Raw genomic sequence first — 19,135 nt, 5'->3', positions numbered from 1 at the left:
GGTTCCCGTCGCCCCCTCCGGTTTTCGCGACGTGCCGCAGCGCCACGACGGGGCGTCGCGTGAGGTCGCGGTCGGCCACCAGGAAGGCCGTAGCCGTGACGCGAGAGCCGGGCGACAGGGCCGCGCACGGCCGTCAGCGTCAGTCGCAGCGCAGGTCGCAGCGCGTCAGTTGCGGCGCAGGGTCGCGGGCGCGTCAGCCCGCGGCGCGACGGCGCCGCAGCGCCTCGTCGAGGTCGATGTGTTCGCTCTGCACATCGTCGACCACGCCCATGCGCGCATACCGGCTCGGGGGCTTCTGAGGTGCAGCCGGTGCGCTCGCGGTCGATGCACCTGCTGTCACGGCTGTTCCCGCAGCCTGGGCCGCTGGCTGCTCGGCCGGACGCTCCTTCTGCGGCTGAATGGTCGGCACCTGCGCGGCGGCGAGACGTGCAGCACGCTCCTCCAGCTCTGCGCGAGCCGCAGCACGGCGCAGCGCGACCGCCGCGTCGACGGATGCCATGGCCGCCGCCGCGCGCGACCCCGGCGACTGATACATCGGCTTCGGCAAAGGCTGGGGCTGCCAGCTCGCATCGACCGGCTCGTCCTCGACAGGCTCCGGCTCGGTGTGCAGCGCGTGGTCGTACAGCTCCGGATTCTGCCGCACCACCTCCACCCTCGTGCGGCGGGCCGCCTTGTGCGCCGCCACCTGCACCGCGAGACGTCGAAGCACGGCGAAGGCGCAGACCAGCAGTGCCGCCGATGCCACGAGCACCCACCAACTGCCGGCCGTGATCAGCGAGTACACGCCGAATCCGATGCCGACGAGTGAGGCAAGCACCACAAGAGTCGTCATCAGACGGGTGCGACGAACCGCGTGCGCGAACGCCCGATCGTGTTCGGCGCGAGCGGCAGCCGAGATCCCGGAGTGTGCTCCCTGGCGCGCCATCGGCCGTGCGTCAGCGCGCTCCTGGCTCGACGGTGCAGCATCCGATCGCGGCGCGCGTGCCGTGTTCCGCGTGCCCTCGGCATGGGTCAACACGTCTTGGCGAACGTCGAAGGCCTGGGTCTCGTCGGCTGCGGCATCCGGTTCACGCAGAGAGTCCGTCGCACGCTGCCGCAACGGAGAGACGCTCGGGAACGCCGCGCCGTCGTCGGCCAGTGCTTCTTCCCTGGCGGCGAGCCTGGCTGCAGCACGAGCCTCGGACGCCGCGTGCGCGCGAGCGGCGGCATCCGCCTTGGCCTGCACCTTCTTCAGCAGCCTCTGCTGACGTGCGACTTCGCGTGCGGTCGCCTCGACATGCACTTCTTCGGGCGCCTCGGCGGTCTCGGCGAGGATCCGCAGGGTCTGCTGCAGACGAACGGCGTTGCGCTCGGCGTTGAGGTAGTCGCGGCGGCGGAGCCAGGTGGGAACGAGGTACGCGAGCCAGAGCGTCGCGGCCAGGGCGATGACCACGCCGCCACTCAACGTTCCCCCGTTCATGCCACCACGCTAGGCGGGTCCGAGCCCCAGGACCGGGCGTGGGCTCCGTGTGTCACCGATCGCCTCGACGATCCTGTCCCCTGGGTCGCCTGCGCGGGGTGCGGCGGCCTCACCGTGAGCGCGGAACGATCGGGTGCGTCGCGGCCTCGACGTCGGACAGCGGGACGGTCGCGGCGTCCAGCGGCGCATTGCCCGACTTCCAGCGGCGCAGCACGCCCTGCGGGATCTCCTCGACGACGAGCGCGAAGCAGAAGTGGTCGCGCCAGTCGCCGTTGATGTGGATGTAGCGCCGCCGCAGCCCCTCGTAGCGGAAGCCCAGCTTCTGCACCACGCGCAGCGACGGGCCGTTCTCTGGACGGATGCAGATCTCCATGCGGTGCAGCCCGAGCTGGAAGAAGCAGTAGTCCGTCGCGAGCGCCACGCTCGTGGGGGTCACGTTCTTGCCCGCGAATCGTTCGGCCACCCAGTACCCGATCGTCGCGGAGGCAAGAGATCCGTAGGTGATCGATGAGACGTTGAGCTGTCCGGCCAGCTGGCCGTCGTGCTCCATGATGAACGGCAGCCCGTGGCCGGCACGAGCCGATGCCTGAAGCGAGCGGATGCTCGCCCTGGTGTCGAACGACACCGGCGCGTGCGGGCTGGTCGCCTCCCACTGCCGCAGCCAGCTGCGGTTGTCGATCAGCTCCTTCTCGAGCGCGCGAGCATCGCGCAACCTGATCGGTCGGATGCCTACAGCTCCGTCGCTGAGGCTGGGAACGTACACGGGTCTCCGGCCTTCGGTCAGTTCGCGGTGTGACCGACGCCGGGCTCGTCGAGCGTCTCGCCCCGCGCCGGCTCGTCGGCCAGCCCGGATGCGAACTCGCGCAGCCACGGACGGAACTGGGGTCCCAGATCCTCGCGGTCGATGGCCAGCTGCACGATCGACTTGAGGTAGTCGAGACGATCACCGGTGTCGTAGCGACGACCGCGGAAGACGACGCCGTACACGCCGGGGCCGTCCTGCTCAGCTGCCAGCTCCTGGAGCGCATCCGTCAGCTGGATCTCGCCGCCCTTGCCCGGCTCGGTGTGCTCGAGCACGTCGAACACCTCGGGCTGCAGCACGTAGCGGCCGATGATCGCCAGATTGGACGGGGCGTCCTCGGCTGCCGGCTTCTCCACGAGACCGCGCACCCGCACGACGTCACCCTCGTCGGTCGCGTCGACGGCGGCCGCCCCATAGAGGTGGATCTGCGAGGGGTCGACCTCGAGCAGTGCCACAACGCTGGCGCCGCGCTGCTCGGCGACCTCGATCATGCGCGTCAGCAGCACGTCGCGACTGTCGATGATGTCATCGCCCAGCAGCACCGCGAACGCCTGTTGGCCGACGTGCTTCTTCGCACGCAGCACGGCGTGCCCGAGACCCTTCGGATCCCCCTGCCGCACGTAGTGCATGTCGGCGAGCTCGGAGGAGTACATCACCCGGCGCAGCTTCTCGGTGTCGCCCTTGGCCAGGAGGGTCGATTCGATCTCGGTCGCGCGATCGAAGTGATTCTCGAGCGCGTTCTTGTTGCGTCCGGTGATGAGCAAAACGTCGTCGAGTCCGGCGTCGACGGCCTCCTCGACCACGTACTGGATCGCGGGCTTGTCGACGACCGGGAGCATCTCCTTGGGCATGGCCTTGGTGGCGGGGAGAAACCGCGTGCCAAGGCCCGCGGCAGGGATGACTGCTTTGGTGATGGCCATGCTGCTCAGGGTATCTGCTGGCCCGTCGACACCGACAATCCACTTCTCACAGCGGCCCCGAGGACCCCGTGTCCCGGAAGGTGACACCGGATGCTCCCCCGCGGAAGCACCGCCGACCCCAGACCCTAAACTGCGTGGTATGCCCTCCGACCCGAGCAGCGCGAAGCGCGCGCTCCGCGCCGACCTCCGTGAACGCCGGCAGAACCTCACCGCGACAGAGCGGGAGAAGGCCGAGGTCGGCATCACGAAGAACCTGCAGACGCTGGTCGCGGAACTGGGGGCACGCTCGCTCTCCTGTTACCTGTCCGGTCCGACGGAACCGAACACGCGTCCGTTCCTCAATTGGGCGTTCGCCGAAGGGTTGCGGGTACTGCTGCCGATCAGCCGCGAGGACGGTCTCCTCGACTGGACGGTGGACGACGGCGAATCCGAAGCGCTCGGCATCCACGGCTGGCCGGAGGCCGTCGGCGAACTGCTGGGTCCGATCGCCGTCAACGACGTCGATCTCATCGTGGTTCCGGCTGCCGCGGTGGACGACGGAGGCATGCGTATGGGCTGGGGCAAGGGCTACTTCGACAAAACCCTGGGCAGCATGGAAAAATGTCCTCCGGTGTTTGCCGTGGTCTTCGACGGCGAGGTGCTCGACGAGGTGCCTCGGGAACGACACGACGAGCCGGTGACCGGTGCTGTGACCCCGACTCGCATCATCCGCTTCGGCTGAAGAGCGGATCCCCCATCCGCCACCACGACACACCCACGATCAAGTCAGCGGAGAAACAATGCCCACCTATTCCTACAAGTGCACCGAATGCAGCGCAGCGTTCGACATCCACCAGTCCTTCAGCGACGAGGCGCTGACGACGTGCCCGGACTGCGGCGGTCCGTTGCGCAAGGTCTTCGGATCCGTGGGCGTCACCTTCAAGGGATCGGGCTTCTACCGCACCGACTCGCGCTCCGGCACGTCGCAGTCGACGCCTGCGGCGAAGACGGAGTCAGCGAAGAAGGATGCCTCGAGCGGGTCCTCAGGATCCGACTCGAAACCGGCCTCCACGGAGAAGAAGAGCACGCCGGCGTCGTCGTCGGGCTCCGCGAGCTCCGCAGCCTGACCACCGGCACGTCTCGACTCGGGCAGGGCCGGCGTCGGAGCCGAATACGGATCATGATCAGGATGTCGGTTTCCGGCGGAGGCCCGGCTTTCGTACCATCGATGGTGCACACGATGCCGACGACACTGGGGGGTACATCGTGATCAAGGGCTTCAGAGACTTCATCATGCGCGGCAACGTGATCGACCTCGCTGTCGCCGTCGTGATCGGCGCCGCATTCACCGCCGTCGTCAACGCCATCGTGAACAGCCTCATCAACCCCTTGATCAGCGCTGTCTTCAAGGCGGGGTCCTTGGACCAGGCGCTCAAGGTCCCTATGCCGACCGTCGGCGGCGGGACGACGTACCTCGCGTTCGGCGCGATCATCGGCGCGGTGATCCAGTTCCTGGCGGTGGCGCTCGTCGTCTACTTCGTCTTCGTGATGCCGATGAATCACTTCCGACAGCGCGCGGAGCAGAAGCGCGGCGTGAACGCCGAGCCGGAGGAGGAAGCTCTGCCGCCGGACGTCGAACTGCTCACGCAGATTCGCGACCTGCTCGCCGCGCAGGCCGACTCTCAGCTGCCAGGAGGCAAGGCAGACGGACAGAGCGGCCGTCACGCCTGAGGTTCGTCACACCCGAGGTTCGTCACACCTGGGAACCGGCCCCGCACTCGGCGGCTGGCGCGCCCGTCGCACGGACCGGCGTCGACTCCGCCCGCACCGGCCCCCGTACGTCCGGGGTTCGGAGACGTGCACTGTCAGCCCCAGTGCGGCGGCTTGTCACGACGCAGACGCTCATCGTTGCGGTCGGAGCCGTCGCCCCACGCGCGGTCGGTGTCCTCGGATGCCCGCACCGCGGCATCCGCTCCGGCCCGCGCCTGCGGGGTCGGGTCGGACCCCGGGGCCCCCGGGCGTTGCGCCCGCCGTCCGGGTCGGCGTGTTCCCGTGCTGCGATCGACCACGCATCCAGGTTACGGTGCCGCGCTGACACGTCGTTCGTGGACGCGTCAGACGTCGCCGCCGGGGCGTGAACTCGTCTACTGATCCTTCGGCTCGGGCTCGACGGCTCCGAGAAGGCGTCCGATCCGCTGGGCGACCGCCTCCGGATTCGCGAACAGCTCGAAGCTGTGCACCCGCACGTAGTGCCAGCCGAGGCGGCGCAGAACCTCGGGTCGCAGGCGGAGCGACTCACGCAGGCTGGCCATGCCGAGAACACGATCCGTCTCGACGACGACTGCTTTGGATCCGTACGACGCCACGAGCGGGAGCACGCCGCGGTGGCCGAGCTGCACCCGCATGTCGAGCTTCTCGAGACGACGGGCCAGGTCGACGAGCAACGGCTCAGAATCGTCCGGCTCGTGTTCTGCCGCGCCCTCGATCTCCGCGGCTTCCTCGAGCACCTGCGCGAGCGCGACGATGCCGTGCTTCATGCGCGACGTGTCGATGTCTTCAGGCCGGAAGCACGAGACGATGTCCATCGCGCGGCGAGCCCTCGTCAACCCGACCGCCAGCAGCCGCTCGCCGCCAGGCTCACCGAGCGGGCCGAACGACGACAGAAGGCGTCCGTGCGGCGTGCGGCCGTATCCGATCGAGAAGATGACCCGGTCGCGGCTCTGCGCCACCGACTCCTCGAGCGTGACCACGGTGAACGGCTCCGGACGGTCGCCCATGACGAAGTCCGCGAGCTCCTGCCGTTTCGCGGATGCCGCGAGCACCGCATGCTGCACCCTCACGGCGTGCTTCTGGCTCGCCGTGACGACCATGAGGGACTCGCGCGACCTGTTCAGTGCGTGCTCCATGACGAGTTCGACGACCCGTGTCACCTCGGCGTCCACGCTCTCGACTGTCCCTGTGTCGTCGTCGGGCATGCCGTGTCCGCCGCGCACGTAGCTGAGTGTGAGGCTGGAATGCCCGAGGAAGCTGCCTGCCCACGGCAGGGAGTCGATCTGTCCGCCGTAGAAACGCCGGTTCACGAGCTCGGCGAGGTCATCTCCCACGGAGCGATAGCTGCGCGTCAGCGTGTAGACCGGCAGCAGCCCGGCGAGGTGTGCAAGGGCGGAGGCGTCGTGCCAGGCATCCACGTCATGCGGCTCGTTCTCGTCGTCGGCGCCCGGGTCAGAGGGATCCGTGACGGCGATGCGGAACGGCGACGGCGTCTGCGTCACCGGATCTCCGAACGCCACCACCTGGCGGGCACGACGGATGGCGCCGATGTTCTCCGCGAGGGTGCAGCCGCCAGCATCCACGAGCACGACGGCGTCGAACGCCATCGACAATGGAAGGGATGCCACGTCGTACGGCGACGCGAGCCACACCGGCGCCAGCACCCTGGAGAGCTGCGGCGCGCGGTCCGTCAGGATGACGGGACTCGCGGTGCCCGCGCGGAGCATGCGGCGCAGGGCATCCGCCTGCTCGGCGTTGTCTGCCAGCGCGATCTTCCACTGCACGGCGAGCTGGGCGGACAGGAGCTGGCCCGTCGCCGACGCGTGCGCCTGGTCGACGAGCCGGAAGTCAGCCTCGAGACGGTCCAGCACGCGGGTGTTCGCACCGAGGAGGGCGCGGTCGTCCGCCAGCAGCGTCTCGAGCACGGACTGCCACCACGCGAGCTCGAGCTCGGCTGCGACGTTCTCGCTCGTGACGTGACGGGCTGACAGGTCGGAGAGCAGCGGGTCGAGCCTGAGCTCCCGCAGTCGCGACAGCTGCGACGTGCGCTCCTGCAGGTTGACGAGCACCTCGGACTCCATCGCGAGCCCGCCAAGCAGGTTCGTGAGCTCCGCCAGCGGCAGCACGAGGAGCGAATCCGGACGCCGCGTGCGGCCGAGCGGTTCGTCCAGGCTCATCAGGTCTTCCGCGACCTTCTGGTACGCGACCTGCACGTCGGCGACACCGACGGGGACGTTCGGCGGGGCGCCGGCATCCGCGAACCGGTTCCACAGCTTGCGCTGCTGCTGGATGCGCCGCAGCGACTCGTTCACGTCGGCGACGTGTCCGCCGGGGCGAACGTATTCGAGCGCGAGCTTGCGCAGCCTGCGACGGGTCGCCCCGGACATCCCAGGAGCATCGCGTCGGTTCGACGTGGCGGCGATCAGCTCGTCGAGCGGGCGGTCGAACACCGAGGGCAGGAACCGGTCCAGCGTCTCACGCAGGTCGGCGAGCAGGCGCAGATAGATGCCGAGTTCGGCGATGTTCTCGAACGGGCGCAGTCGCGTGCCCTCGATGAGCGCCGTCGAGCGGTCGATGAGCCGCGGCACCTCGATGGTGCTCAACTTCTTCGCCAGAGCGTGCGCGTTCGTGGCCTCGGTCGTCGTGTGGAATCCGGCGCCGTACCAGGGCGAGTCGTCGGGGCCGTAACGGAACTCGCCGAGTGTCGCGGCACGACGCAGGATGCCTGCAGCCTCGGTTCTGTCCTCCGCCAGGGCCTCGATCGTCTCGCGATCGAGACGAGCGTGCGTGCGCGGCGGCGAGGGCAGCAACGCGAGCCGCGCCAGCTCGCCGAGGGCATCGAGCACGCTGACCCGGAACTGCGGATGCGGCGCCGTCAGCGCTCCGCGGTAGTCCAGCAGCACGCGACGCAGCCGCACGAGGGCGTCATCCACCTCGTCGACGTTCGGCTTCTCGGTCTTCTCGTTGCGGGTGATGGACCGGATCAGATCCCGACGCACCGAGCGGGAGGCGACAGCTGCACCGCCCAGGCCGACCTGGTCGAGTCGGTGAGCGATGGCATCCAGGCTCGATCGCCGCGGACCGACGACCAGCACACGGCGGTTGCGCGAGACGAGCGCGCCGATCGCGTTCACGACGGTCTGCGTCGCACCGGTGCCCGGCAGAGTCTTCACGACGATGGAGTTGCCGTTCGCGACCTGGGCGACGACGCTCTCCTGCTCCGGATCCGAGTCGAGCAGCAGCGCGTCGATGGACGGCGGCCGGTTGTCCTGCGGCACGATCTCGGCCGGTGAGAAGGCGCTCTCCACACGGTCGCGCGCGCTCGGGTTGCCCGCCAACGCCAGCAGCACGTCGTGGTCGAACTCGCCGAGATCGTCGGACATGGAATGCGCGACATCCGCGAACGACGACACGACGAGCCTCGGCTGCACGGTGAAGTACTCGAGATGGCTGGTCAGCCCGCGCAGGCGGTCGATGACCGGTTGCGGCTTGAAGACGCCGTTCGTCTCGGCGAGCGCGACGAACGCCTCGGCATCCAGTTCGATGCGGAACTGCTCGTGCAACGCACGGGAGAGCTCAGGGTTGAGGAATGTCTTGCCCCGCAGCTTCAACTCGAAATCCCGGCCGTAACGCCTAATCGCCACGGGACGCAGCAGCACGGGCGCACTGTATTCGTCTGCGCCGTTACGCCAATGCGCCAGCCCGATGCCGAGATGCACGGCATCGATCCCGCGCACCGCGCGCAGCTCGATCCCCTTCGCCGTGATCGCCCCTGCAGCGCCCTTCGCCGTGCGGAGAGCGAGGTCGTCGCGGATCAGGCTCGACAGCAGCGTGCGGTCACCCGTGATGAACTGCGGAAGTCCGCCTGGATGCGTGGCGCTGAGCTCGATGCGCGTGCGCGGCGTGTCCACGAAGTGGAGGAGCGGTGACGGACCGCCGATCGCGGCGACCTCGTCGCGCCACTGCGTCCACGTCGGCTCAGCGATGTTGCCCGCCGCCACGTGCGGATCCCCCAGAGTCACGGTCTCAGGACCCGTCGCGGTGCGCGGGTCGAGGGAGACGTCTGCCAGCGCCTCCAAGGACGTGAAGTCCACGTCGTGCCTCTTTTCGGGTCTCCGCACACCGGAAACCCTATGCGGAACAGGGCCGTATACCGATGAGGCAAGGCCGTTTCAACGGCATCCGGGCGCATGGCGGCACCCTATGCCTTGCGGCAGCCGCGGCGTAGGCTGACGGGCGACGACGGGACGAGGCGGGCAGCGGCATCCGCGAACGCCGGGTCTCCGCGTCATCGTGGCGACGCGACCGCCGTCGCCGGGGACCGTGCAGTGGGGAGCATCGATGAGCAAGCGCGACGAGATCGTCGAACTCGCAAGCAACAACCCGATCACGACGTTGAGCGGATGGGGCATCCGCAGCGAGCACGCCTACCTCGCGGCGTTCGTCTCGCTCGGACTCGTCTTCTTCATCTGGCTCGTCTCGCGCGCCAAGAAGGACGAGCGATCGAGGTCGGAGCACTGGGGGCTCTTCCTCGGCGAGTGGGTGGCGTCGCTGCTCGCGCTCGGCGTCGCGCTGAAGCTCGAAGAGAAGGACTGAGCCGCCGGGCCTGCCCGCAGCAGCGCCATGTGCGCACTGTTGCGCCACGCCTGTTGGCGCAACAGTGCGCAAATGGCGCTATCTGAGAGTGGATCTGCTCGTGGTGGGCGCTCAGTCCACGCGGAGTTCGACGCCCTGCTTCCACACGCGGCGGATCAACGGCACGCCTGGGCGGTACGCGAAGTAGACGTGATTCGGCGCATCGAGCAGGACGAGGTCCGCGCTCGAACCCGGCGAGAGCCGTCCGACGTCGTCGCGACGCAGCGCGCGTGCTCCGCCCGCTGTCGCCGACCAGAGTGCCTCATCCGGTGTCATCCCGAGTTCCCGCACGGCGAGGGCGATGACGAACGGCATCGACGAGGTGAAGCACGAGCCGGGGTTGCAATCGCTGGCGAGCGCAAGGGTGACGCCGGCGGAGAGCAGGGCACGGGCATCCGGGTAGGGATGTCGTGTGCTGAACTCGACCCCTGGCAGCAGCGTGCAGACCGTGTTCGATGCGGCGAGCGCGGCGACGTCATCCGCCGACAGGTAGGTGGCGTGATCGACGCTCGCAGCGTCGAGTCCAACGGCGACGCGGACTCCTTCTCCTTCGGTGAGCTGACCCGCGTGGATCCGCACGCCCAGGCCGCGGTGAGCTCCCGCGGACAGGATGCGTGCGGCCTCCTCGGCGGTGAACGCGCCCTCGTCGCAGAAGACATCGATCCAGCGGGCGTGCGGCGCACAGGCGTCGAGCATGGGGCCCGTCACGAGGTCGACGTATCCGCTGCGGTCGTCGGCGTATTCGGATGGCACGACGTGCGCGCCGAGGAACGTCACCTCGTCGGTCACCTCGCGGGCGAGCCTGGCGAGGCGTTCCTCGTTCTCGACGTCGAGTCCGTATCCGGTCTTCACCTCGAAGGTGGTCGTGCCCAGCGAGGCGAGTTCGCGCTCGAAGCGCTGCAGGCTTGCCCGCAACTGCTCGTCGCTGGCCGCACGTGTCGCGGCAACGGTGCTGCGGATCCCACCTGCCGTGTACCGTTCCCCCGCCATGCGGGCGACGAACTCGGCGGAACGGTCGCCCGCGAACGCGAGGTGGGTGTGGCTGTCGACGAAACCGGGGATGACGGCGCGGCCGCCGGCATCCACTCGCTCCACATCGCCCTGCAGCAGCCGTGCCACCTGGGGCGCGGCGTCGGCCTGCGGACCGGCCCAGACCACCTCGCCGTCGCGGGCGATGAGGGCGGCATCCTGCACTGCGCCCAGCGGGTCGTCCGCTCGCGCACCCCTCGTGCTCGGATCGTTCGTGACGAGCAGACCGATGCCGTGCAGAAAGAGCGTACTCACCGTCGGCCTCCCATCGTGCGCTCGTCGCGGTCCGTGATCAGGAACACGGCATCGGACACGAAGAGTGCCTGATCGCTGCTGATTTCGGTGCTCACTCCTCCAGCATGGGGATGCGCAGGCCGCGTTCGCGTGCAACTTCTGCGGCGCGTTCGTAACCCGCGTCCACGTGCCGCATCACGCCGGTGCCCGGATCGTTGGTGAGCACGCGTTCGATCTTCTGCGCCGCGAGGTCCGTCCCATCGGCGACGACGACCTGTCCGGCGTGGATGGAGCGTCCGATCCCGACTCCCCCGCCGTGGTGGATGGACACCCACGTGGCGCCGGAGGCCGTGTTCAGGAGCGCGTTCAGCAGGGGCCAGTCGGCGATGGCATCCGAGCCGTCCTTCATGCCCTCCGTCTCGCGGTAGGGCGAGGCGACGGATCCGGAGTCGAGGTGGTCTCGGCCGATCACGATGGGAGCCGAGAGCTCACCGGAGGCCACGAGCTCGTTGAACCTGAGGCCTGCGAGGTGCCGCTCCTTGTATCCGAGCCAGCAGATACGGGCAGGGAGGCCCTCGAAGTGCACCTTCTCGGACGCCTTGGTGATCCAGCGACGCAGCTTCGCATCGTTCGGAAACAGCTCCAGGATCGCGCGGTCGGTGACCGCGATGTCCTTCGGGTCGCCGGAGAGCGCGGCCCAGCGGAATGGTCCCTTGCCCTCCTCGAAGAGCGGACGGATGTGCGCAGGCACGAATCCGGGGAACGCGAACGCCCGCTCGTACCCGCCGAGCTGCGCCTCTGCCCGGATGGAGTTGCCGTAGTCGAAGACCTCGGCGCCGGCATCCAGGAATCCCACCATCGCCTCGACCTGCTTGGCCATGGATGCCCGTGCCTTGGCGGTGAATCCCTCGGGGTCCGCCTCGGCCGCAGCGTGCCAGTCCTCGACCGAGATGCCCTCCGGCAGGTAGCTGAGCGGGTCGTGCGCGCTGGTCTGATCGGTGACGATGTCGATCGGCACTCCGCGGCGCAGCAGCTCGGGAAACACCGTCGCCGCGTTGCCGACGAGTCCGATGGAGTACGCCTCGCCCGCCTGCCGTGCGACGAGTGCGCGGGTGACGGCCTCGTCGAGATCGTCGGTGAAGGCGTCGAGATAGCCGTGGTCGACGCGGCGCTGCAGGCGGGCGCGGTCGACGTCGACGATGAGCACGGCGCCGTCGTTCATGGTGACGGCGAGCGGCTGGGCGCCGCCCATGCCGCCGCATCCGCCGGTCAGGGTGAGGGTGCCCTTGAGGCTCGCACCGCCCTGCCCGCTGACCGCGCCCTGCCCGTCTCCACCGGTCTTGTTTCGGGCGGCGAGCTTCTCGGCGACCGCCGCGAAGGTCTCGTACGTTCCCTGCAGGATGCCCTGGCTGCCGATGTAGATCCAGCTCCCGGCGGTCATCTGGCCGTACATCGTGAGGCCTTCGGCCTCGAGCCGGCGGAACTCCGGCCACGTCGCCCAGTCCGGCACGAGGTTGGAGTTGGCGATGAGAACACGCGGTGCCCATTCGTGCGTGCGGAAGACGCCGACCGGCTTACCGGACTGCACGAGCAGCGTCTCGTCGACCTCCAGGCTCTCCAGTGTGCGGATGATGGCGTCGTACGCTTCCCAGCTGCGGGCAGCACGGCCGGTGCCGCCGTAGACGACGAGATCCTCCGGACGCTCGGCTACGTCCGGGTCGAGGTTGTTCATCAGCATGCGCAGCGGCGCCTCGGTCTGCCACGACTTCGCGCGCAGCTGTGTGCCGCGCGGGGCGTGGATGGGCAGTCGATCGTTCATGTCGTCGCTCCTTCGTGGTCGATGTGCGTGTGGTGCCGAGTGCGCGTTCGTGCTTCGTGGTCGCGTCAGCGCCATGTGCGCACTATTGCGCCACTCGTTCTGGCGCGGTCAAGCGCAAATGGCGCTGTTGCCCGCGACGCCCGGGCCGGGGAAAGGGCCTGAAGGGAGGAGAGGGATGGTCGCTGTGGCGATCGGGGCGAGCATCGGGACCGGTCATCGGAGGGGTCCCGTGACGGACTCGACGGCATCCAGCACACGGCCGGACGCGACGAGCGCGACAGACGCCTCGATCTCGGCGGAGAGCGGACGATCGGGACCGGGACCGGCGACGTGCTCGCGCAGCGCGGCGCGGGCGGCCGCCGTCGCGGCGCCCGGCTGCAGCGGTGCACGCAGGTCGAGCGACCGGGCCGCGGTCATCAGTTCGATGGCGAGCACCCTGGTGAGGCCATCGATCGCGCGGCGCAGCTTGCGCGCCGCGGCCCAGCCCATCGAGACGTGGTCCTCCTGCATGGCACTGGAGGGAATGGAGTCGACGGATGCCGGTGCCGCCAGCCGCTTCAGCTCACTGACGATCCCCGCTGCCGTGTACTGCGCGATCATGAGCCCGGAGTCCACGCCGGCACGGTCGGCGAGGAATGCCGGAAGCCCCTTGTTCCTGGCGACGTCGAGGTGCCGGTCGATGCGGCGCTCGGAGATGCTCGCGGCATCCGCGACGGCGATCGCCAGGAAGTCGAGCACATACGCGACAGGAGCACCGTGGAAGTTGCCGTTCGAGACAACGCGGCCGTCCTTCGTGACGACGGGGTTGTCGACGGCGGACGCGAGCTCGCGTTCCGCCACGAGCCGTGCGTGCGACACGGTGTCGCGTCCGGCTCCGTTGACCTGGGGGCTGCAGCGCAGCGAGTAGGCGTCTTGCACTGTTGGATCCTCGGGTCCCGCGTGGCTGGCGACGATCGGCGAGCCGCCGAGGATGCTGCGCAGGTTCGCCGCCGAGTCGGCCTGGCCGGTCTGCGGGCGCAGGGCCTGCAGGTCGGCGGCGAAGACGGCATCCGTTCCGAGCAGTGCCTCGACACTCATCGCGGCCGTGAGGTCGGCCACCTTGTACAGCGCGTCGAGGTCGGTGAGGGCGAGCGCGAGCATGCCGAGCATGCCGTCCGTGCCGTTGATGAGGGCGAGGCCCTCCTTCTCGGCGAGCCTGATCGGCCGGATGCCCGCCTCGGCCAGCGCCAGAGCTGCGGGCACCGCGTGGCCGGAGGCATCGCGCACCTCGCCCTCGCCGATGAGCGCGAGAGCGCAGTGCGCGAGCGGGGCGAGGTCGCCCGAGCAGCCGAGGGATCCGTACTCGCGCACGATCGGCGTGATGCCCGCGTTCAGCGCATCCGCGTACGCCCGCGCGGTGGAGGCGCGCACGCCGGTCCGCCCCGTCATCAGCGTGCTGAGGCGCAGCAGCATGAGGGCGCGGACGACCTCGCGCTCGACCTCGGGGCCGGATCCGGCGGCGTGCGAGCGGATCAGGCTGAGCTGGAGCTGGTCGCGGTCCTTCCGCTCGATGTAGGTGGTGGCGAGGGCGCCGAACCCCGTCGAGATGCCGTAGTGCGGCTGTGGGTCGTCGGCGAGCGCCTCGATGACGCGGCGAGTCTCGGTGACGGCGGCGACGGCATCCGGATCCAGCACGACTCGCGCGTCCTCGCGTGCCACTGCGACCACGTCGGCGATGCTCAGTGCTCCGACGCCGACGACGACCTCAACACTCGGCTCCGGTGCCGACAGATGGGTGTGCGGTGCTGACGAACTCATGCCTCCATTGCACGCCGCGCACCGGCGATGCGTGCCCGCCGACCGCCGATCCGTGTCCGGGATACCGGACCGCGAGCATCCGTTCCGCCTAAACTGGAGGGATGCCGGGCAAGGCTCCCGCCGCGGATGCGACGCTGCGCATCCTGCGGTTGATGTCACAGCAGCGCGGACCCGTTGCCGCCTCGACCATCGCGCGCACCCTGGAGTTGCCGCGCTCGACCGTCTACCAACTGCTGAATGCGCTCACGGAGCACGGGTTCGTCATCCCTCTTCCCGAGGCGGCCAAGTACGGTCTCGGCGTCGCCGCGTTCGAGCTCTCCAGCGGCTTCAATCGGCAGCAGCCGCTCACCCGTGTCGGCGCTCCCGTGCTGGCGCGGCTCGTCGACGAGACGGGACTGAGCGGTCACCTCACTGTGCTGCTCGGCCGTGATGTCGTGTACCTCATCGAGGAGCGGGCACCGCACGGACCGTACCTCGTGACGGATGTCGGGGTGCGGCTTCCCGCGCACCTCACCGCGTCGGGCCTCGCGATGCTCGCGGGCCTGCCGGCCGCTCAGGTGAGGGCGCTGTATCCGGACAAGGGAGCGTTCACGACCCGAACCGGGCGCGGCGTGACGTCGTACCGCGAGCTGAGCGCTGAGCTGCGGGCGATCCGCGAGCGGGGCTACGCCGTTGAGGACTCCTCTGTCACGGAAGGGCTCAAGTCGCTGGCCGTCGCCGTTCCGGATCACGTTGGCTGGCCGGCGGCATCGGTTGCAGTCACGTTCCCCGCCGAACGTGACGTCGACCTCGATGCGACCGCCGCGCGCATCGCGCGGGCAGCGGCGGAGCTGGGGCGCCGCATCGGAGCGCCGCCCCGTTCATAGCACTGCCGCGGCGTTCACAACTCAGGATCGGCGTCGACGCCGGCCGCGCGACATAGCGAAGTGATGCGCCCGCAGCAGGCGGCCGTCCATGCCGTTCCTGAGTTATGAACCGGACGCTGCCATCGTCAACGCCGTCGGGCGCTCGGCGTAGCCCGCGATCGCTTCCAGTACCACGAGTGCGGCGAGCCGCACCGTGCGGCCGTCGGCGGCGTCCCTGGTGGCGTCCACCTCGGCGATGTCCAGGGATGCCACGCGCGGGTCGCGCGCGAGCAGCCGCACCGTGCGGCGCAACTGGTACGCGGACAGGCCGCCCGGCACCGAGGCGGGGCAGGCGGGCGCGACGGAACGGTCGCAAACGTCAACGTCGACGTCCACGTGGATCGGACCGTCGGACGCACCTGCCACCTCGAGCGCGTCATTCGCGATCTCGGCCAGCGGACGCTGCTCGAACACGTCGCGCCGCACGATGCTGATGCCCGCCTCGCGTGCCCGAGCGTCGTAGAAGGCGGAGTTGGCGAAGTCCGCGATGCCGAGCTGCACCACTCGTCGCCCGTCGAGGCCGGCTTCCAGGAGGCGGCGCACCGGGGATCCGTTGGAGATGCCGTCTCGCAGATCATGGTGCGCGTCGATCGTGATGAGGCCGGCATCCCCGATCCGGCCGGCATCCGTCGCGGGCCGGTGCGCGTGGTCGGTGCGAGCGGTGCCCGCGCCGGGTCGGCCACCGAGCCATGCGCCACGCGCAACGCTGTAGGTGAGGGCGTTGTCACCGCCGAGTGCGATGACGAGGTCACTGCGCGATGCCGCGGCACGCACCGCGTCGACGGCATCCGCTTCGCCGTCGCCGTCCGGCTCGACGACGTCGCCGAAGTCCGCGACGCGCGGCCAGGCGGATCCGTCCGCGAACGTGCCGTAGCGCTGCACGGCCGCTCGGATCGCCGCAGGCGTCGCGTGCGCGCCGGTTGGAGACAACGACGTGCGCCAGGTCGGCACCCCGAGGATTCCGACGCCGACGCGCTCTGCGGATCCGAGCGAGTCTGCCGATGGCCAGCGCCCTGCGCGCGGCCAGTGCGGATCGTCGAAGAGCTGCGCCTCTGTCATGAGCACCACGTTAGGCCGGTCTGCGGGCGCGGGACCGGGCGGGCGCAGGCATCCGTGTCCGGCGGGACGGACGCCAGGCGGGCATCACGAACCACTCGACCTGCACAGACCATTGACGCCGTGGGGAACTCGGCGTAGCTTATTCAACATATTCGTTGATAAAGGATTCTGTTGAACACTGGTGAGAACTCGAAGGACGCGGTCGATCCCCACGAGGAGCGGCTCGACAGAGCATTCCACGCCCTCGGCGACCAGGTGAGACGTGCGATCATCGCCCGGCTCAGCCGGGGACCGGCCACGGTGAACGAGCTCGCGGAACCGTTCGGCATCACCGTGCAGGCGGTCTCGCGGCACATCCACGTGCTCGAGGAAGCCGGCCTCGTCACCAGAAGCCGCGACGCTCAACGACGCCCTGTGCACCTGAATGCGGGAGCGCTCGAAGAGTTGACCTCGTGGATCGACGGGTACCGGCTCGCACACGAGAGCTCGTTCCGGGCACTCGACGGTGTTCTGGCCGGACTGAAGCCCGCAAGCACCAAGACCGACCACAAGAAGCAAGGAGAGAGATCATGAGCAACGAACTGACGGTGAACGCCCCAGACGGGCTGCCGTTCGTCGACTTCACGCGCGAGTTCGACGCACCTGTCGAGGCCGTCTTCCGCGCCTACAAGGATCCGGCACTGTACCGGCAGTGGAACGGGCCGCGCGGCTACGAGATGGATCTTCAGGAGTACGACTTCACGACGGGTGGCCGCTACCGCTACGTCCATCGCGATCCCGAGGGCAACGAGTTCGGGTTCCGCGGCGTGTTCCACAAGGTGCGCGACAACGAGTTCGCCGTGCAGACCTTCGAGTTCGACGGAGTGCCGGATGCCGTGAGCATCGAGTTCATCACCTTCGAGGCCCTCCCCGATGGCCGCAGCCGGGTCTCCGGCCACGCCGTGTATCCCACGCTCGAGGGCCGCGACGGCATCGTGGCGATGGGCATGGAAGACGGGATGCGCGACGGCTACGACAAGCTCGAGGAGATCGCCTCACGGTGATGTCGCAGAACATCGGTCGCGATGCGCGTGAGCGCGCCCCGATCGTCGGGTGACAGTCGGGAGAGCAGCACGTCGACGTCGGCGCCGAACTCGGCTGTGACATCCGCGGCCATGCGCTTGCCCGTATCGGTGAGCGCCACCCGCACCGACCGGCGATCGGTGGCCGACGGCGTCCGCAGCACGAGGCCACGACGGACCGCACGGTCGACCAGCCCGGAGACGCTCGACTTGTCGAGCTCGAGAAGGGTGGCCAGCTCGTTCATCGTCGGCCTCCGATCGCGGAGGATGCCCATCAGCCGCGTCACCACGATGCTCACGTCGCGCTCGCCTGCCCTGCGCTCGAGCATGCCGTGCACGAGGAACGAGAGCTGCGCCAGCGCGTCGACGGACGACAGCTCCTCCGACGGCTGCCCTTCGGCGTCGGCGCCGTCAGGGAAGTCCGAATAGGCAACGCCCGCAAGGTCGGGATCATCGATATTCGGCGCACGGGACGCATCCTCGGAGGTCATGCCCTCATCGTAGTTTGACTTAGTTCGTGTCACCAACTATTTTAGTTCGTGTCACCAACTACCTTCAACCGAGGAGTCTCGCATGCCCACCATGAACGCTGCCGTCGTCACCTCGTTCGACGAGCCGCCGCACTACCGCGAATTCGAGACTCCCCGGCCCACCGGCGACCACGAGGTGCTCGCCGACGTGCTCGCCGTCGGCCTGCATCCGCGGGTGCGGTCGCAGGCGTCCGGATCGCACTACACGAGTGCCGGCGTGCTGCCGGCGATCCCGGGTGTCGACGGAGTTGCCAGGATGCCGGACGGCACCCTCGTCTACTTCGCCTCCGACGACGACACGATCGGCACGATGGCAGACAAGGCGATCGTCGACGTGCGTCGTTCGATCCCGCTTCCCGCCGATGCCGACGTCGCTCGCATCGCCGCGTCGATGAACCCCGCGATGTCGTCGTGGGTCTCGCTGCGCAAGCGCGTGCCGATGCAGAAGGGTGCAAGCGTCCTGGTGCTCGGCGCCACCGGCAGCGCCGGAACCTCCGCCGTGCAGGTCGCGAAGCGACTCGGCGCAGGCCGGGTCGTTGCCGCCGGACGCAACCGCGAGCGGCTCGAGGAGCTCACCGCCCACGGTGTCGACGCGATCGTGCAGCTCACGGACGACGCGGACGCCACCTCGCGCGCCATGGCAGAGGCCGCTGCCGACGTCGACATCGCGCTCGACTACGTGTGGAGCGAGCCGGCCGCGCAGGCGATCATGGCCATCCTGACGACGCGCCAGGACCGCGAGCGATCGCTGGATTGGATCGGCATCGGCGCCACTGCCGGCCCGAACATCGAGCTGCCCTCCGTGGCGTTCCGGTCGGCGAACTTCCGCCTGCAGGGCAGCGGCCAGGGATCGGTGGGGCCGCGCACCTACCTCGCCGAGCTGCCCTCCCTCGTGGAGGAGCTGCAGGCCGGAACGATCGGCATCACCCCGCGTGCCGTTCCCCTGGCCGACGTCGAGGCGGCGTGGAACGACCACGACGTGGCCGGCGCCCGCACGGTGCTGATCCCGTGAACGGCCGAGGACCTGATCGATTGTTGAAGCCCTGAGCGCAGGCCCATGGTCCACAGGGCTGCAGATCGCAGATCTGTGGATCCGGATCTCAGCAGCTCCGCGGTTCCACCAGCGGCGCTGCCCG

The 19,135-nt window shown here is 69.2% G+C and carries 18 protein-coding genes; 8 read left to right on the top strand and 10 right to left on the bottom strand.

Annotation, left to right across the window (positions count from 1 at the left end; translation table 11 throughout):
* Positions 1-193 precede the first annotated feature (193 nt).
* From ACX9R5_RS08265 to galU, 3 genes are all read right to left on the bottom strand, one after another.
* Positions 194-1,459: a hypothetical protein gene (locus ACX9R5_RS08265; protein ID WP_459408501.1), complete on the bottom strand. Its 1,266-nt coding sequence runs from the start codon at positions 1,457-1,459 to the stop codon at positions 194-196.
* 109 nt (positions 1,460-1,568) lie between these two features.
* Positions 1,569-2,222: a GNAT family N-acetyltransferase gene (locus tag ACX9R5_RS08260; protein WP_459408500.1), complete on the bottom strand. Its 654-nt coding sequence runs from the start codon at positions 2,220-2,222 to the stop codon at positions 1,569-1,571.
* A 17-nt stretch (positions 2,223-2,239) separates the two neighbouring features.
* Positions 2,240-3,181: a UTP--glucose-1-phosphate uridylyltransferase GalU gene (gene galU / locus ACX9R5_RS08255; protein ID WP_459408499.1), complete on the bottom strand. Its 942-nt coding sequence runs from the start codon at positions 3,179-3,181 to the stop codon at positions 2,240-2,242.
* Between the two features lie 139 nt (positions 3,182-3,320).
* On the opposite strand from galU, the gene ACX9R5_RS08250 reads away from it, so the two are divergent.
* The 3 genes from ACX9R5_RS08250 to mscL all read left to right on the top strand — a co-directional run bounded on the left by ACX9R5_RS08250 (position 3,321) and on the right by mscL (position 4,891).
* Positions 3,321-3,902 carry a 5-formyltetrahydrofolate cyclo-ligase gene (locus ACX9R5_RS08250; RefSeq protein ID WP_459408498.1) on the top strand — a complete coding sequence of 194 codons (582 nt, stop codon included), beginning with the start codon at positions 3,321-3,323 and terminating at the stop codon, positions 3,900-3,902.
* A 58-nt stretch (positions 3,903-3,960) separates the two neighbouring features.
* Positions 3,961-4,287, top strand: a complete 327-nt coding sequence (locus tag ACX9R5_RS08245; RefSeq protein ID WP_459408497.1) for an FmdB family zinc ribbon protein — start codon at positions 3,961-3,963, stop codon at positions 4,285-4,287.
* Between the two features lie 139 nt (positions 4,288-4,426).
* Complete coding sequence (gene mscL / locus ACX9R5_RS08240) at positions 4,427-4,891, top strand: large conductance mechanosensitive channel protein MscL (protein WP_459408496.1); 465 nt, start codon at positions 4,427-4,429, stop codon at positions 4,889-4,891.
* Between the two features lie 134 nt (positions 4,892-5,025).
* On the opposite strand, the gene ACX9R5_RS08235 is transcribed toward mscL, so the two are convergent.
* Positions 5,026-5,229: a hypothetical protein gene (locus ACX9R5_RS08235; protein ID WP_459408495.1), complete on the bottom strand. Its 204-nt coding sequence runs from the start codon at positions 5,227-5,229 to the stop codon at positions 5,026-5,028.
* A 75-nt stretch (positions 5,230-5,304) separates the two neighbouring features.
* Positions 5,305-9,024: an AAA family ATPase gene (locus tag ACX9R5_RS08230; protein WP_459408494.1), complete on the bottom strand. Its 3,720-nt coding sequence runs from the start codon at positions 9,022-9,024 to the stop codon at positions 5,305-5,307.
* 247 nt (positions 9,025-9,271) lie between these two features.
* Between ACX9R5_RS08230 and ACX9R5_RS08225 the strand changes: the two genes are divergently transcribed.
* Complete coding sequence (locus tag ACX9R5_RS08225) at positions 9,272-9,526, top strand: hypothetical protein (RefSeq protein WP_459408493.1); 255 nt, start codon at positions 9,272-9,274, stop codon at positions 9,524-9,526.
* A gap of 111 nt (positions 9,527-9,637) precedes the next feature.
* On the opposite strand, the gene hutI is transcribed toward ACX9R5_RS08225, so the two are convergent.
* The 3 genes from hutI to hutH all read right to left on the bottom strand — a co-directional run bounded on the left by hutI (position 9,638) and on the right by hutH (position 14,444).
* The gene (gene hutI, locus ACX9R5_RS08220; RefSeq protein WP_459408492.1) at positions 9,638-10,849 is read right to left on the bottom strand and encodes an imidazolonepropionase; all 1,212 of its coding nucleotides are present in this window, start codon (positions 10,847-10,849) and stop codon (positions 9,638-9,640) included.
* 91 nt (positions 10,850-10,940) lie between these two features.
* A complete protein-coding gene (gene hutU, locus ACX9R5_RS08215) occupies positions 10,941-12,647 on the bottom strand; it encodes a urocanate hydratase (protein WP_459408491.1) in 1,707 nt (568 codons plus the stop codon).
* A 213-nt stretch (positions 12,648-12,860) separates the two neighbouring features.
* A complete protein-coding gene (gene hutH, locus ACX9R5_RS08210; protein WP_459408490.1) occupies positions 12,861-14,444 on the bottom strand; it encodes a histidine ammonia-lyase in 1,584 nt (527 codons plus the stop codon).
* A gap of 101 nt (positions 14,445-14,545) precedes the next feature.
* Between hutH and ACX9R5_RS08205 the strand changes: the two genes are divergently transcribed.
* Positions 14,546-15,310, top strand: a complete 765-nt coding sequence (locus ACX9R5_RS08205) for an IclR family transcriptional regulator (RefSeq protein WP_459408489.1) — start codon at positions 14,546-14,548, stop codon at positions 15,308-15,310.
* A gap of 102 nt (positions 15,311-15,412) precedes the next feature.
* Here the strand turns inward: ACX9R5_RS08205 and ACX9R5_RS08200 are convergent, their stop codons facing one another.
* Positions 15,413-16,408: an arginase family protein gene (locus ACX9R5_RS08200; protein WP_459408488.1), complete on the bottom strand. Its 996-nt coding sequence runs from the start codon at positions 16,406-16,408 to the stop codon at positions 15,413-15,415.
* 171 nt (positions 16,409-16,579) lie between these two features.
* On the opposite strand from ACX9R5_RS08200, the gene ACX9R5_RS08195 reads away from it, so the two are divergent.
* Together ACX9R5_RS08195 and ACX9R5_RS08190 are read left to right on the top strand one after the other, a co-directional pair.
* Entirely contained in the window at positions 16,580-16,981 is a 402-nt protein-coding gene (locus tag ACX9R5_RS08195) for an ArsR/SmtB family transcription factor (protein ID WP_459408487.1), read from the top strand.
* Positions 16,978-17,451, top strand: a complete 474-nt coding sequence (locus ACX9R5_RS08190) for an SRPBCC family protein (RefSeq protein ID WP_459408486.1) — start codon at positions 16,978-16,980, stop codon at positions 17,449-17,451. The genes ACX9R5_RS08195 and ACX9R5_RS08190 overlap by 4 nt, the downstream gene beginning before the upstream one ends.
* On the opposite strand, the gene ACX9R5_RS08185 is transcribed toward ACX9R5_RS08190, so the two are convergent.
* Entirely contained in the window at positions 17,418-17,960 is a 543-nt protein-coding gene (locus ACX9R5_RS08185) for a MarR family winged helix-turn-helix transcriptional regulator (RefSeq protein ID WP_459408485.1), read from the bottom strand. The genes ACX9R5_RS08190 and ACX9R5_RS08185 overlap by 34 nt on opposite strands.
* A gap of 82 nt (positions 17,961-18,042) precedes the next feature.
* Between ACX9R5_RS08185 and ACX9R5_RS08180 the strand changes: the two genes are divergently transcribed.
* Positions 18,043-19,011 (top strand): zinc-binding dehydrogenase, encoded by a 969-nt coding sequence (locus tag ACX9R5_RS08180; RefSeq protein WP_459408484.1) that lies wholly within the window; start codon positions 18,043-18,045, stop codon positions 19,009-19,011.
* Positions 19,012-19,135: the final 124 nt, after the last annotated feature.

It is taken from the genome of Rathayibacter sp. CAU 1779 (assembly GCF_054551755.1).
The sequence above is the reverse complement of the archived record's forward strand: the minus strand, read 5'-3'. Positions and strand labels throughout refer to the sequence as shown.

What these genes read in the sequence shown, in the direction of transcription:
- ACX9R5_RS08200 (WP_459408488.1), bottom strand. Translation starts at nt 16,408, where the DNA reads ATGACAGAGGCGCAGCTCTTCGACGATCCGCACTGGCCGCGCGCAGGG.
- ACX9R5_RS08205 (WP_459408489.1), top strand. Translation starts at nt 14,546, where the DNA reads ATGCCGGGCAAGGCTCCCGCCGCGGATGCGACGCTGCGCATCCTGCGG.
- ACX9R5_RS08180 (WP_459408484.1), top strand. Translation starts at nt 18,043, where the DNA reads ATGCCCACCATGAACGCTGCCGTCGTCACCTCGTTCGACGAGCCGCCG.
- galU (WP_459408499.1), bottom strand. Translation starts at nt 3,181, where the DNA reads ATGGCCATCACCAAAGCAGTCATCCCTGCCGCGGGCCTTGGCACGCGG.
- hutH (WP_459408490.1), bottom strand. Translation starts at nt 14,444, where the DNA reads ATGAGTTCGTCAGCACCGCACACCCATCTGTCGGCACCGGAGCCGAGT.
- ACX9R5_RS08265 (WP_459408501.1), bottom strand. Translation starts at nt 1,459, where the DNA reads ATGAACGGGGGAACGTTGAGTGGCGGCGTGGTCATCGCCCTGGCCGCG.
- hutU (WP_459408491.1), bottom strand. Translation starts at nt 12,647, where the DNA reads ATGAACGATCGACTGCCCATCCACGCCCCGCGCGGCACACAGCTGCGC.
- ACX9R5_RS08250 (WP_459408498.1), top strand. Translation starts at nt 3,321, where the DNA reads ATGCCCTCCGACCCGAGCAGCGCGAAGCGCGCGCTCCGCGCCGACCTC.
- ACX9R5_RS08190 (WP_459408486.1), top strand. Translation starts at nt 16,978, where the DNA reads ATGAGCAACGAACTGACGGTGAACGCCCCAGACGGGCTGCCGTTCGTC.
- ACX9R5_RS08225 (WP_459408493.1), top strand. Translation starts at nt 9,272, where the DNA reads ATGAGCAAGCGCGACGAGATCGTCGAACTCGCAAGCAACAACCCGATC.
- ACX9R5_RS08185 (WP_459408485.1), bottom strand. Translation starts at nt 17,960, where the DNA reads ATGACCTCCGAGGATGCGTCCCGTGCGCCGAATATCGATGATCCCGAC.
- ACX9R5_RS08245 (WP_459408497.1), top strand. Translation starts at nt 3,961, where the DNA reads ATGCCCACCTATTCCTACAAGTGCACCGAATGCAGCGCAGCGTTCGAC.